Source organism: Arthrobacter sp. P1_B4, assembly GCF_056406555.1.
On record NZ_JBFTZW010000002.1, the window covers coordinates 151,662 to 164,925 of the forward strand.

General features: G+C 68.3%; 10 protein-coding genes. 6 read left to right on the plus strand and 4 right to left on the minus strand.

The annotated features are described in order from the left end of the window. Positions 1-97 precede the first annotated feature (97 nt). Together murJ and AC1D1W_RS01970 are read right to left on the minus strand one after the other, a co-directional pair. A complete protein-coding gene (gene murJ / locus AC1D1W_RS01965; protein WP_243178146.1) occupies positions 98-2,164 on the minus strand; it encodes a murein biosynthesis integral membrane protein MurJ in 2,067 nt (688 codons plus the stop codon). 62 nt (positions 2,165-2,226) lie between these two features. Beyond that, positions 2,227-2,775 carry an NUDIX hydrolase gene (locus AC1D1W_RS01970; RefSeq protein ID WP_243178145.1) on the minus strand — a complete coding sequence of 183 codons (549 nt, stop codon included), beginning with the start codon at positions 2,773-2,775 and terminating at the stop codon, positions 2,227-2,229. Positions 2,776-2,946: 171 nt separating this feature from the next. Between AC1D1W_RS01970 and AC1D1W_RS01975 the strand changes: the two genes are divergently transcribed. From AC1D1W_RS01975 to AC1D1W_RS01990, 4 genes are all read left to right on the plus strand, one after another. Next, positions 2,947-4,425, plus strand: a complete 1,479-nt coding sequence (locus tag AC1D1W_RS01975; RefSeq protein WP_476942788.1) for a CCA tRNA nucleotidyltransferase — start codon at positions 2,947-2,949, stop codon at positions 4,423-4,425. Next, positions 4,426-5,010: a histidine phosphatase family protein gene (locus tag AC1D1W_RS01980; protein ID WP_028277661.1), complete on the plus strand. Its 585-nt coding sequence runs from the start codon at positions 4,426-4,428 to the stop codon at positions 5,008-5,010. Positions 5,011-6,173: 1,163 nt separating this feature from the next. Continuing rightward, positions 6,174-7,652 (plus strand): glycosyltransferase family 87 protein, encoded by a 1,479-nt coding sequence (locus AC1D1W_RS01985; RefSeq protein ID WP_476942789.1) that lies wholly within the window; start codon positions 6,174-6,176, stop codon positions 7,650-7,652. Continuing rightward, positions 7,649-9,097: a phytoene desaturase family protein gene (locus tag AC1D1W_RS01990; protein ID WP_476942790.1), complete on the plus strand. Its 1,449-nt coding sequence runs from the start codon at positions 7,649-7,651 to the stop codon at positions 9,095-9,097. Before AC1D1W_RS01985 ends, AC1D1W_RS01990 begins: the two co-directional genes overlap by 4 nt. Positions 9,098-9,100: 3 nt before the next feature. Here the strand turns inward: AC1D1W_RS01990 and AC1D1W_RS01995 are convergent, their stop codons facing one another. Beyond that, positions 9,101-9,829, minus strand: coding sequence for an ABC transporter ATP-binding protein (locus AC1D1W_RS01995; RefSeq protein WP_243178141.1), 729 nt, complete (start codon positions 9,827-9,829; stop codon positions 9,101-9,103). 43 nt (positions 9,830-9,872) lie between these two features. Continuing rightward, positions 9,873-10,973: an FtsX-like permease family protein gene (locus tag AC1D1W_RS02000; protein WP_476942819.1), complete on the minus strand. Its 1,101-nt coding sequence runs from the start codon at positions 10,971-10,973 to the stop codon at positions 9,873-9,875. A gap of 196 nt (positions 10,974-11,169) precedes the next feature. Between AC1D1W_RS02000 and AC1D1W_RS02005 the strand changes: the two genes are divergently transcribed. Together AC1D1W_RS02005 and AC1D1W_RS02010 are read left to right on the plus strand one after the other, a co-directional pair. Further along, positions 11,170-12,579: a sensor histidine kinase gene (locus AC1D1W_RS02005; RefSeq protein ID WP_476942791.1), complete on the plus strand. Its 1,410-nt coding sequence runs from the start codon at positions 11,170-11,172 to the stop codon at positions 12,577-12,579. After that, positions 12,576-13,232: a response regulator gene (locus tag AC1D1W_RS02010; protein WP_243178139.1), complete on the plus strand. Its 657-nt coding sequence runs from the start codon at positions 12,576-12,578 to the stop codon at positions 13,230-13,232. Before AC1D1W_RS02005 ends, AC1D1W_RS02010 begins: the two co-directional genes overlap by 4 nt. The last annotated feature ends 32 nt before the right edge of the window (positions 13,233-13,264 follow it).

Genomic DNA, 13,264 nt, shown 5'->3' on the forward strand with positions numbered 1-13,264 from the left:
GTTGACCGCTGGTCCGCAACTTCCCTTGTTAGTCTTCGATCCTAGCCGATGCTCTGTCCAGGCCGCGTGAGCACGGCAGTTCGAAACGGAGCCGGGATCATTTTTTCTTTTTCCCGCCAAACGGGAAGTAGGGGTTGTGGCCGGCCGGGCCCTGGTAGGTGCGGCGGCCCGGCAAGGGAACATCGCCCTTGCCCAAGCCGCCCTGCGCGGTGCTGGGGAGGTCTTCCGCCGGCAGGTAACCGCCCTCCGGGCCCGCGGGACGGCCGTAAGGGAACGAGTCCTCTTCCCGGATGTCGGGACCGGCACGGAACGACTCGGCGTCGAACTCGCCGGAAATTCGCGGAATCAGGCCCGTATCCACCGAGACGGTGGCCCGCTCCGGTGCCCTCCGGACCTCCGCCGCGCCGCCTGCCTGCGGCCCCGTGCCGGGCCCTGCGGCGGCCCTGCGCCGGAGCCGCCCAAGGAGCGGCGCCAGGAGGTCCTGCAGCTCGGTGACCCGGAAGAGCTTCAGCAGCAGGAAATAGGCGGCCAGCATGACGGGACCGACGACGACGATTGTCACCAGGGCGGCGATCCGGTCGCTCCAGGCGTAGCCGTCCGGGTTGTAGCTGCCCAGCAGCCACAACGCCACAGCTCCGGCGAGGGCGGAACCCAGGGCCGCATACCCCATGCGGATGTAGGAGCTGGCGATGCGGGGCCCGTCGAGGTGGCCCAGGAGCCGGCGCAGGAAGGTCGCGCTGACTATCACGGAGAGGATATTGCCGGCCGTGTAGAGGATCGCGATGGCGAAAATGATCTGATCGAACGGCAGGAACTGGATCGCGAACGCGGCCGCCAGGTTGACCAGCGCCAGGACCAACTGGATGAAGAACGGCGTCCGGGCGTCCTCATTGGCGTAGAACACCCGCGACATCATGAAGTTGGCGCTCATGAACGGGGTGCTGAGGGCCAGGATCGTGAGGGTTTGGGCCAGCATGACGCCGTCCTGGCGCTGCCCGCCCGAGAAGAACATGCCCAGCGGTCCGGCCAGCGCAAAGAGCGCCAGCGCGCCGAAAACGGTTGCCACGGCCATGGTCCGCAGCCCGTGGGAGAGCGCGTTTCGCAGGGCGGCCCGGTCTCCGTCCTGGGACGCCCGGGTCATCCGGTTGAACAGCACGGTGGCCAGGGACAGGGCAATGATGGAGTGCGGCAGCAGGTACAGCTGGCTGGCCACCTCCAGCACCGCGTTGCCCGGAATGTTGCCGGCCGCGGCGGTGTCCCCCGCCTGCTGAAGGCGGAGCCGTTCCGCGCCCGGGATCGTCGCGATGCGCATGACGTAAAGGAAGGCGAACTGCCCGACGGCGGCCGTCGCCAGGGTCCAGACGCTCAGCTTCGCGGCATGGCCCAGACCGACCCCGCGCCAGCCGAAGCGCGGCCGCAGCCCGAGCCGGAGCCTGAACACGGGGATGAGCAGCACGGCGGTCTGGGTGGCGACGCCTATTGTGGAGAACCCGGCGACGAGGATGGTCTGGAACGGGCCCCAGTTGTCGATCGTGTGCGGGTTGGTGGCGTTGGCCCCCATGATGCCGATGAACATGCCCAGCCCGGCGATCGCCACGACGTTGTTGATGATTGGCGCCCACATCGCGGGTCCAAAGGCCCCATGGGCGTTGAGGACCTGGGTCAGCAGGGCGTACAGGCCGTAGAAGAAGATCTGCGGAAGGCACCAGAACGCGAACGACACCGCGAGGGCCTTCTGCTGCGGCGAGTAGCCCTGGGTGGTCAGCTGAATGACTGACGGCGCCAGCAGCGTGACCAGCAGCGTGAGAACGAGCAGCACCAGCACCGCCAGCGTCAGCAGCCGGCTGATGTAGTCCGCTCCCTTGTCCGGCGCCTTGCTGGCTTTGATGATCTGCGGCACCAGAACAGCATTGAACACCCCGCCGGCCACCAGCAGGAAGATCAGGTTGGGAAGGTTGTTGGCGTTGATGAAAGTGTCGTTGACCGTCGAGCCCAGGCCCAGGGCGGCGGCCAGCATCCAGGTCTTGGCGAAGCCCAGGAAACGCGAAACGAGGGTTCCGGCGGCCATGACGGCGCTGGAACGGGCTTCTCCGGATTGGGCAGCTTTGGAATCGGCGGGGCCGGAGGGTACGGGGGCGGGTTTGGCTGATGACATCGTCTTCATCGTCTCACCCGCGCGGGGCATTAGTCGCTATCCGTGGACGTGACCGGCCGCACCGGCGGTCTTCAGCGGTCTTCCGGCAGGACTTCTTTGGCCAGATCCGCGATGCGGCGTTCGTTGGGGAAGGACAGCTTGCGCGCCAGCTCCTGGATCGGAACCCACGCGACGTCCACGGCTTCCTTGTCCGGATCGTTTTCGATGGTGAGTTCCCCGCCGGTGGCCCGCAACAGGTAGTGGTGCACGGTCTTGTGGACGCGGTGCCCGCTCACGGTGAACCAGTAGTCGATGCTTCCCAGCGGTGCCAGGATCTTGCCTTCGATCCCGGTTTCCTCGGCGATCTCGCGGACCGCGGCTTCCTCGTTGCTTTCCTTGCCTTCCGGGTGGCCCTTCGGCAGGCACCACTCGAGACGTCCGCCGCGGTTCAGGCGCGCGATGATCGCTACCCGCAGGTCGGCATCGGACATGTCCACCACGACGCCGCCGGCGGAGATTTCCTCCACGGTGGGCAGGGAGGCCTGGCCCGTGTGCTGGACAGGCGCGACGTTGGCACCTATTGCCGACGGCAACGGTGCGTTTGTCCTCCTGCCGGGAGCGCTCGGTACGGGATGGGCCATGAGGTCCACTCTAACGACTCTTGCCCGCTGTTGATGACCTAAACATGGCCGGAAAGTAGACGGCCGGGAAAGTCGGCCCTGAGCGGTTCGTGCGCAATCGTGACGAACCCGCCGGATCCTTGTGGGTTCCGGTGTGGTGCTGGCGCGGTTTTCTGACAAGCTTAAGTAACTATGGCGCACGCACATCACAAGACTGACTCCCACACCGTTTCTTTCCAGGTGGATCCGGTGGTTCTGGAGCTCGGGCAGCGCTTCGTCGACGCCGGCCACGAGCTGTCCCTCGTGGGCGGGCCCGTCCGTGACCTTTTTCTTGGCCGGGTCTCGCCCGACCTGGACTTCACCACTGACGCCACTCCGGACCAGACGGTTGCCCTGATCAAGAAATGGGCGGACAACTACTGGGAGATCGGGCGCGCCTTCGGCACCATCGGGATGCGCAAGGGCGACTTCCAGATCGAAATCACCACCTACCGGGCCGACGCCTACGATCCGGAGTCCCGCAAGCCGATAGTGGCCTTCGGAACATCCCTGACGGATGACCTGCTGCGGCGGGACTTCACGATCAACGCCATGGCCCTGCGGCTGCCCATGCTGGAGCTCGTCGATCCTTTCGGCGGCGTCCGCGACCTGCACGCCTCGATCCTCAACACGCCCGGGCCGCCGGAAACGTCCTTCTCCGACGACCCCCTGCGCATGATGCGCGCCGCGAGGTTCGCGGCCCAACTGGGGGTGTCGCTGCACGCCGACGTCCGCGAGGCCATGGTCCGGATGGCGGAACGGATCAGCATCATCTCGGCCGAACGCGTGCGCGATGAACTGATCAAGCTCATCTGCGCCGCGCAGCCGCGGGCCGGCGTGGACCTGCTGGTCGATACCGGGCTCGCGGACCTGGTCCTGCCGGAAGTCTCGGCCCTGCGCCTGGAAGCCGATGAACACCACCGCCACAAGGACGTCTACCAGCACTCGCTGCAGGTCCTGGAACAGGCAGCAGCGCTGGAGTCGAAGGCGGACGGCCCGGTTCCCGGCCCGGACTTTGTGTTGCGGTTCGCTGCCCTCATGCACGACGTCGGCAAGCCGGCCACGCGCCGCTTTGAACCGGGCGGCGCAGTGAGCTTCCGCCACCACGACATGGTGGGCGCCAAGCTGACCGCCAAGCGCATGAAGGCGCTGCGCTTCGACAACGACACCATCAAGGCCGTGGCCAGGCTGGTGGAGCTGCACATGCGCTTCTACGGCTACGGTGAGGCCGGCTGGAGCGATTCCGCGGTCCGCCGCTACATCACCGACGCCGGTCCCCTCCTGGAGCGCCTGCACCGGCTCACCCGCTCCGACGTCACCACCCGGAACCAGCGCAAGGCGGACCGGCTGTCCTTCGCCTACGACGACCTCGAGGACAGGATTGCGGCGCTGCGGGAGCAGGAGTCCCTCGACGCCGTCCGCCCGGACCTGGACGGCGGCCAGATTATGGCGCTGCTTGGCCTCAAGCCCGGTCCCGTGGTGGGCCGCGCCTACAAATTCCTGTTGGAAGAACGCATGGAGCACGGCCCGCTCGATCCCGCCGTCGCCGAATCCCGCCTGCGGGACTGGTGGGCGGCACAGCCCGAGGCGGCGCCCGCCGGCGCCGAACTTTCCACCACTGAGGAGTCCTAAGTGATCGCACCATCCAACGGCCCCCGCCCCCAACTGTGGATCCTGCGGCACGGTGAAACAGAGTGGTCTAAGAGCGGGCAGTACACCGGTCTCACGGACATGCCCCTCACGGTGGAAGGCGAGCAGCAGGCCGTGGAGGCGCGCAGGGTGCTCGAGACCGTCGACTTCGACCTCGTGCTGACCTCACCCCTGCGCCGCGCCCGCCGGACCGCCGAACTCGCCGGCTACCCCGACGCCCAGTTGGAGCCGCTGGCGGTGGAATGGGACTACGGCGACTATGAGGGCATCAGCTCGGACCTCATCCGCAAGGACAACCCCGAATACCTGATCTGGACGCACGGCGTGCCCAATGGTGAAGCGCTCGACGACGTCGCCGCCCGCGCGGACAAGATCGTGGCCCGGGTGCTCGAATCGGGCCTGGACAATGTGCTGATCGTCGCGCACGGGCATTTCTCCCGCATCCTGACCGCCCGGTGGCTCGGGTTGGACCCCCGCGAGGGCCGGCATTTCGTATTGGGGACCGCCAAAGTCTGCACACTGGGATGGGATAAGAAGACACCGGCAATCGTGCGCTGGGGACTCTAAAACCGGTTTTTAAAACAAAGTCAAAGAAAGTTTATGAATTCGGTAGGCAACGGCCGTATTCGTAGTGTATTTTTATTTCTGACCCCAAGGCGACTTGCCGGGGTCACGGCGCGCGTCGCCCGGCCAGTCAGCCGGAGCCACGGCAGAACAGAAAAGGAGGTTGGGAAAATGATGATTACTTTGACTAGCGGATGGATGTACTCCACCACCGCCAACCCGGCCTCGTTCGCTGAGCCGCGCCCAAATGTCGGACTGACTGTTTCCTGACCGCGTTCCCGTCCCAGGCAATGCAGCTTGGGGCCCGTGGCAGTTGGCCTTCCTCAACGGAAAGCCCAATGACGGCAGCCTGATCAGGCGGAACCACGCGGTTGCGCAGCCTCCCCATAGTTCGGAACCCAGCTTCTTGTTGGGGTTTCGGCGCTACCGCGTCAAGGGGCCATTCTCCATCGAATAACTTTTTCCTATCCGGAATTCCGGCCTAAATTAAGGCCGGGGATTTCCGGGCTAATTGCCACGCCCGGAACCGGCTATTCGAATTCCTTGCATCCAGGGCTCTATTTGTCGCGCCCAAAATGCGGCCGCCCGTTTCATCCGCCCATTCCTGCTGCCTCCAGGTCGCCCCATTGAGCCCAGGCGGCGCAATCCCCCACCAACGAAAGGTCCCTGTGACTACCGCAACCACCGCTCCAGCCCACCGCACAGCCCTGCCCGCCACCCGGGCACGCCGATCGAGTCCCCGAGGGGAGGTAAGAACCATGATGAACAAGCTCTATACGGTCCTGTTCCGAAAGCTGGCCCGCAGGGAGTCGACACGCTTCAACGGCCAACTCCTGGAGCAAAGGCGGGACGACACGTTCCTCGCCATGCATCAGRCCGGCCTGATTCGCTGACGCCCCGATCTGCTGACGGCCGGACACTTCCGCCACCGGCGCATGGACTAATCCCGTGCAGGGGCGACGCCCCTTACCGGCAGGACTGTCCGCAGCGAAGGAGGACCTGATGACTGACATTGGAACCGATCCCAGGGAGCCCGTGCGTCGCCGCACGGGCTCCCCCTTTTTAAGCGTCCCTTCATGGCCCGCCGTTGTGGCGGCCTCCGATACGACGTGCCAGCGAAGACCGCGGCGCGGCATGGGTCAATGTCCCCCGGTAAGCTCAAGGTCATGCAGGAGACAAAGCCGCCGGAGCGCAAACGGGTCCGATTGGTCATCCCGAGCCGCAGCGACCCTTTTCTCCGAAACTTCACGGAACTGGTAGGCGGTCCCTTGGGCCACCGCTCGGCGCCCGGGATCGTTTCGCCGGGATTCTTCACGGTGGAACGTGTTCTGGTGATCCTCACTGTCCTCGCCGCCCTGGCCGGGATCTTGCTCAAGAACTTCTGCCGCACCAACGGCTGGGAAACACCCGGGCAGTTCTACGCCACGTGCTACTCGGACTTTCCGGAGCTGTTCCGCAACCGCGGCCTCGGCGATGGCGCCTTCCCCTTCATTACCCCGGGAAGCCTCTTCGAGTACCCCGTGCTGATGGGGTTGATCGCGGGTGCCACCGCACTTCTGGTGCCCGGCGCCGGCACCGACGATCCCCGCGTCCTTGGCTACTTCGACGTCAACGCCACCCTGATCGCCGCCGTCTGGATCATCACCGTGCTGGCCACGGCACGGACGAACCGCCGGCGGTCCTGGGACGCGGCGATGGTTGCCCTCGCCCCCGGCATTGTCCTGGCGGGCGTCATTAACTGGGACATGTGGGCCGTGTGCATGCTGGCTCTTGGCATGTACTTCTTTGCGCGGAACAAGCTCGTCCTCGCCGGGATCTTCATCGGTCTGGGCACGGCCACCAAGCTCTACCCGCTGTTGATCCTCGGCGCCGTCCTGCTGCTGGCGCTCCGGAGCGGGCGTATCCGGGCGCTGCTGATCACGGCCGGTGCCGCAACCGCGGCCTGGCTGGCGGTCAACGTCCCGGTAGCCGCGGCAAATCCGGAAGGCTGGAAGTACTTCTACCAGTTCACGCAGGAGCGGCCGGCGGGCTACAGCTCACCCTGGTTCGCCTACAACCTGGTGGCCGCCCGGCTGGGCTGGAATCCGCTTGAGGCCGCGGCCATCAACTCCCTGGCACTGGACCTGTTTCTCCTGGCCTGCATCCTGATTGCGGTCCTTGCACTGACGGCACCCCGCCGGCCGAGGATCGCGCAGCTGGCGTTCCTGATCGTGGCCGCGTTCATCCTGACCAACAAGGTGTACTCCCCCCAGTTCGTGTTGTGGCTGATCCCCCTGATCGCCCTCGCCCGGCCCCGCTGGCGTGACTTCGTCATCTGGCAAGCCATCGAAGCGCTGCACTGGGGCGCCATCTGGATGTACCTGGGGCAGGCAACCAGCGGCGGCTCGACCCAGCACAACATCGACATGCCCTACTACGTCCTGGCCGTGGTTGCCCACATGCTCGCCACCGCATACCTGATGGCCCGTGTCGCCTGGGACATCTGGGATCCGTCCTGCGACGTGATCCGCCGCCACCGCATCGATGATCCGCATGGCGGCCCCTTCGACGGTGCCCCGGACTGGCTGCGGATTGATCTGCGCCGGCCCGCGGCGTCCCTGGTGCCGTGGCGGAAGAGTGCCGTGGCGGAAAGCCACAGCGCATGACTGACGTCGCCGTCGTCGGTTCCGGCCCCAACGGGCTGGCCGCGGCGGTGACCATGGCGCGGGCCGGACTCAAAGTCCACGTGTTCGAGGCGGCCGCCACACCCGGCGGCGGACTGCGCACCGCCGAACTGATGGAACCGGGCCACTTCCACGACGTCTGTTCGGCCGTGCACCCCATGGTTCTGGCCTCACCCTTTTTCCGCCGGTTCGAGCTGTCCAGGCGCGTGCCCCTGGAGGTGCCCGAGCTCTCGTACGGATCCCCGCTCGACGGCGGCCGCGCGGCGCTGGCCTACCGTTCCCTGGACCGCACCGTTGCGGAACTCGGGCGGGACGGCGCCGCCTACCGCCAGCTCATGGAGCCCCTCGTGCGGCGGGTGGAGGGCGTCGCGGACCTCACCCTGAACCAGCTGCTGCGGATTCCGGCAGATCCCCTGGCCGCCGCCGCGTTCGGCCTCCGGGCGCTCGAACAAGGCTCGACGCTGTGGAATGCGAGGTTCAGCCAGGACCTGGCTCCCGCACTGCTGAGCGGCGTCGCCGCGCATACCGTGGCGCCGCTGCCCTCGATCACCGCCGCCGGCGCCGGGCTGATGCTGGGCGCCCTGGGCCATGCCGGCGGCTGGCCGGTTCCGCGCGGCGGATCGGCCGCGATTGCCCAGGCGCTGACCGCTGACATCGAGGCCCATGGCGGGGTGGTCGAGACCGGCAGGCGGATCACATCGCTCGCGGAGCTGCCGCCGGCCCGGGCCACGCTGCTGGATGTGGCGCCCCCCGCGCTGCTACACCTGGCGGAGGGCCGGCTCCCGTCGCGCTATAGGAGCGCCCTGGCGTCCTTCCGCTTCGGGAACGCTTCCTGCAAGGTCGATTTCATCCTCTCCGGCCCGGTGCCGTGGGCGGCGGAAAGCCTCGCCGATGCCGGGACGGTGCACGTGGGCGGCACCAGGGCGGAAACCGCCGAAGCGGAGCGCCTGGTCGCCTCGGGACGGCATCCGGACCGGCCCTACGTGCTGGTATCCCAGCCCTCGCGTTTTGATGCCGGCCGCGCGCCGGCCGGCCGGCACATCCTGTGGACCTATTGCCACGTTCCGGCCGGTTCCACCGCGGACATGAGCGATGCGGTCATGGCGCAACTGGAGCGCTTCGCGCCCGGGTTCCGGGATGTGGTGGTGCAGTTCAAGGTGACCACGGCCGCAGGGCTGGCGGCGTACGACGAGAACTTCGTCGGTGGGGACTTCGGCGCAGGCCGCATGGACCTTTGGGGCATGTTGCGGCGGCCGGTGCTGAGCCCGGTGCCCTGGCGGACGCCGCTGCCAGGGGTGTACTTGTGCTCGTCGTCGACCCCGCCCGGTCCCGGCGTCACCGGCATGCCCGGCTTCCACGCCGCCCGGCATGCCCTCAAGGACATGTTCGGTCTCGGCGTCCCGGACCTCGGATACCTGGTCCCCTAGCCCCTAGCCCTGCCGCGGCGCCGCAGCGGCCGCCGTCGCCACCCTGGCGGACAGCCGTCCGTCGCGCATGCTCGCGACGGCGTCGGTGAGCGGCACGAAATCGGTGTCGTGGGTGACCATGACCGTTGCCACGCTGAATTCGTCGGTGACCTGCCGCAGCAGCCGGATGATCGCTTCGCTGCGCTGGTGGTCAAGGGCGGCCGTCGGCTCGTCCACCAGCAGCACGGCAGGGTTGCCCATGAGTGCCCGGGCAATGTTGACGCGCTGGCGCTGTCCGCCGGAGAGTTGGTGCGGCCGTTTCGCCAGGGCATGCCCGAGGCCGACAAGGTCCATCAGAGCCGCGGCGCGTTCCCCGGCCGCCCGCGCTGTCCCGCCGCGCAGGCGCTGGGTGATCACGAGCTGCTCCACCGCGGTGAGGGAGGGCAGGAGGTTGGGCTGCTGGAAGATGATGCCGATCTTGTCCCGCCGCAGTGCGGTGCGGCCGGAGTCGGGCAATCCGCCGGCGTCCTCGCCGTCGACCACCACCAGGCCGGCGGTGGGCCGGACCAGGGTGGCGGCGACGGCCAGCAGGGACGACTTGCCGGACCCCGAGGGGCCGATCAGGGACACGAATTCGCCTGCGTGCACCTTGAGGCTCACGGAGTCCAGGGCCTTGAGGGTGCCGTCTCCGTCCGGGTACTCCAGGGTGACGTTGACGAGGTTCAGGGCGGTGTTGTTCAGGGTTGAGTTCATGAGATATGCCTTTCTAGGAATATATGGGGCGGGCCGGGGCTGCTCAGTTGCCGCCGAGGGCGATGAGCGGATCGACGCGGGCGACGCTGCGGACCGCGAGGGCTGCGCCGGCCAGGCCCAGGAGCACGATTCCGGCGATGGGCAGCAGCGTTGTCCAGGGCGTGAGGAGGAACGGTGCCGCCTGCGACGCGAGGACTCCGCCGGCCACACCGGCCAGCCCCCCGGCCACCGCGCCGGCCAGCAGGACCAGGGCCGCCTGCGCCATGGCGTCCCGGAGGATGTAGCGGGCGGACCCGCCCAGTGCCTTCAGAACGGCGATGTCCCGGGTGCGCTGGACCGTCCAGACCGTCAGGAAGGCAACAATCACGAGGGCTGAGATGCCGTAGAGGAAGGCCTGCATGAGCAGCAGCGAGCCGTTCTCGCTCTTGTAGGAGCCGAGGGCCTGGAAGGACCCGTCGATCGTGGTGCTGACGGTTCCCGCGGCGGTGTTGGCGGCACCGAGATCCACCCCTGTTCCGGCGGTGGAGTCGAATGTCACGGCCAGCACCGTCGCGGCGTCCGCGTCTTGGATATGGGCCAGCTTCTGCCAGTCGGCCAGCGTGGTCCACACGACGCCGGTGTGGGAATACCACTGCTCCGGCACGACGGCCGTCACAACGAGGTCGGCGCCGCCCACCGAGGCGTGGCTGCCGATGCTGAGCTCCAGGTCCTCCGCCAGTCCGGCTCCGACGGCGATGGTTCCCTCTGTCAGCGGGGCAGGAGCAAGGCCTGCGCCGGGCTCGGTGCCGAAGACCGCAACGCTTGCCGTGTGTGCCGGCACGCCTTCGGCGCCGAGTGCCTGGAAGCGGCTCTGGCTGATCCCGACGGCGTCGGCTCGGGCGACGCCGTCGCGCGCCGACCACAGGCTCTGTTGGGCGCGCGTGACTTCGGATTCGGTAAACGAGGCCTTGGGTGCGCTCCCGGCCGGGGCGCCGAAGACCAGCTGGTCGGCCGGGAGGGCGGCGAGGGCCGACGTCGACTGGTTTCCGAGTCCGGCCGTCAGCCCGGAAAGCATGACGAGCAGGAGGGTGATGAGGGCGACGACCGCGCCCATCAGGGCGAACCGTCCCTTGGCAAAGCGGATATCGCGGATGGCGAGATACATGTTGTCCTTCTTGGTGTCGTTTGAGGCGCTTGTGGCGTTGCTTCCAGCCTTCCCTCCGCCGGGCTCCAGGGCATCGGCCGCCCGGTTGGACCGCCGCCACCGGTCGGACGGCCCTGCGATCAACCAAAAGGTTGATTCCGCCGGGGGCGGGCCGTTTTCCGCAGGAGCCCCGCCGCACCGGCACTACGCTGGAAGCATGGAGGGCGACGCCGGCAACACGGTCCACAACGGCACAGGACCCAGGGGCGCACCGCACGCCGGCGCCGGGCATGCCGGCGCGCCGCACGCGCCGGAGCCCACCGGGGCGGCCGTCATTCTGCGCGTCCTTCGCGTGAGCCTGCACGTCGGCTTTGCGGTGCTGCTCCTGGTGGCGCTGCTCCGGCTCCTGGCCGGCGGCATCACTGGGCAGGAGTGGATCACCCTGTTGCTGGCCGTGCTGCTCGCCGCCTTCTACCTCGTGGGCACCGTGCTGGAGAAACGGCACGCCGCCCGCCGGACCCGGTTCGATCCGCGGCCCTACTCGGCCTGGTGGCTGGGCGGCGTCTGCCTCCTCTGGCTGCTGCTGGTCTGGGCCAGTGCCGACTTCGTCTGGCTGGCCTTCCCGCTGTTCTTCCTGCAGTTGCACGTGCTCCGGCGCCGGCTGGCGCTGCCGGCGATCGCATTGAGTACCGGGTTTGTTATTGCGGCGCTCTGGTTCCACAACGGCGGTAGCGCGTCTCCCGATCTGGCCACTGCGGATCCGGCCAGCGTGGGGCTGCAGCTGCCCATGGTGCTCGGGCCCGTTTTCGGCGCAGCCTTCGCTGTGGTCACCGGACTGGCCTACCGGGCGCTGTTCCTGGAGGCGGAAAACCAGCGGCTGGCGGCCGAAGAGCTGCGCCGCACCCGTGCCGAACTCGCCCGGACCCAGCACAATGCCGGCACCCTGGCCGAGCGCACCCGGCTGGCCCGGGAAATCCATGACACTCTCGCCCAAGGCCTGTCCAGCATCGTGCTGATGGGGCGCGCGGCCGAGAAGGCCCTGGACGACGGCGAACCCGCCGTGGCACGGGACAGGCTGCGGATTGTCCGGGACACGGCCGCCGCCAACCTGGCAGAGGCCCGCAACTTCGTCCGGGCCCTGCAGTCCCCCGATCTCGAGGACGGCTCCCTCGTGGCCGGACTTCTCCGGCTGTGCGAAAAGACCGAAGCGGAGACCGCGGCGCGGGGTGCCGGGCTGCGGTGCCGCCTCGACGTCGAAGGTGTGCCGGTGGAACTCCCCGGCGCCCACCAGACGGTCCTGCTCCGGGCCGCGCAGGCGAGCCTGGCCAACGTGCGGGCGCATGCGCAGGCGGGCACCGCCGTCGTCACCCTTTCCTTCCTGGGCCCGGAGGTGGCCATGGACATCTACGACGACGGCGCCGGATTCGACCCCTCGGCCTTGCCGGCCCGTCCGGACGGGTCCGGCTATGGGCTGACGTCGTTGCGGGACCGCGTGGCCGCCCTCCACGGGCAGCTGGACATCGAGTCTGCCCCGGGTGAGGGAACCGTGGTGGCCATCCGGCTGCCACTGGGCCAAGCGCCCGGTTCCAACGCCGCGCCGGCGCCGGTCCGCGGGGACCGGAAATGAACAACATCCGGGTGTTCCTGGTGGACGACCACCCGGTGGTCCGGGCCGGTCTGCGGGCAATGCTGGGTGATCTGGAGGGCATCACGGTGGTGGCCGAGGCCGCCGACGGCGGCGCCGCGCTGGCCGGACTGGCCAGGCTCCACACCCTGGGTGAGCCCGCGGACGTGGTGCTCATGGACCTGCAGATGGGCGCGGGCATGGACGGCGTCACGGCCACCGGCCGGATCAAGGCAGGAGAGGCCGGCGAGCCGCCGCCGCCGGTGCTCATCCTGACCACCTATGACTCCGACGCCGACATCCTGGCCGCCGTCGAGGCCGGCGCCAGCGGCTACATGCTCAAGGATGCCCCGCCCGAGCAGATCCGCCAGGCGGTGCTCTCTGCCGCGGCCGGCGGCACCGCGCTGGCCCCCGAGGTCGCGGCCCGGCTGATGGGCCGGATCAGGAATCCGGAGCCTGCCCTGTCCGCCCGCGAGGTCCAGTTGCTCGGATTGCTGGCCACCGGGATGGGAAACCGGGCGATCGCGAAGCAGCTGTTCATTTCCGAGGCCACGGTCAAGACGCACCTGGTGCACATCTACGGCAAACTCGGCGTGGACAACCGCACCGCCGCGATCGCCGTGGCAGCGCAGCGCAGGATCATCCGGCGGCCCTAGGCGTTCCCGGCACCCGAAGTGAAGCCGGGGGG

What these genes read in the sequence shown, in the direction of transcription:
- AC1D1W_RS02010 (WP_243178139.1), top strand. Translation starts at nt 12,576, where the DNA reads ATGAACAACATCCGGGTGTTCCTGGTGGACGACCACCCGGTGGTCCGG.
- AC1D1W_RS02000 (WP_476942819.1), bottom strand. Translation starts at nt 10,973, where the DNA reads ATGTATCTCGCCATCCGCGATATCCGCTTTGCCAAGGGACGGTTCGCC.
- AC1D1W_RS01970 (WP_243178145.1), bottom strand. Translation starts at nt 2,775, where the DNA reads ATGGCCCATCCCGTACCGAGCGCTCCCGGCAGGAGGACAAACGCACCG.
- AC1D1W_RS01985 (WP_476942789.1), top strand. Translation starts at nt 6,174, where the DNA reads ATGCAGGAGACAAAGCCGCCGGAGCGCAAACGGGTCCGATTGGTCATC.
- AC1D1W_RS01975 (WP_476942788.1), top strand. Translation starts at nt 2,947, where the DNA reads ATGGCGCACGCACATCACAAGACTGACTCCCACACCGTTTCTTTCCAG.
- AC1D1W_RS02005 (WP_476942791.1), top strand. Translation starts at nt 11,170, where the DNA reads ATGGAGGGCGACGCCGGCAACACGGTCCACAACGGCACAGGACCCAGG.
- murJ (WP_243178146.1), bottom strand. Translation starts at nt 2,164, where the DNA reads ATGAAGACGATGTCATCAGCCAAACCCGCCCCCGTACCCTCCGGCCCC.
- AC1D1W_RS01990 (WP_476942790.1), top strand. Translation starts at nt 7,649, where the DNA reads ATGACTGACGTCGCCGTCGTCGGTTCCGGCCCCAACGGGCTGGCCGCG.
- AC1D1W_RS01995 (WP_243178141.1), bottom strand. Translation starts at nt 9,829, where the DNA reads ATGAACTCAACCCTGAACAACACCGCCCTGAACCTCGTCAACGTCACC.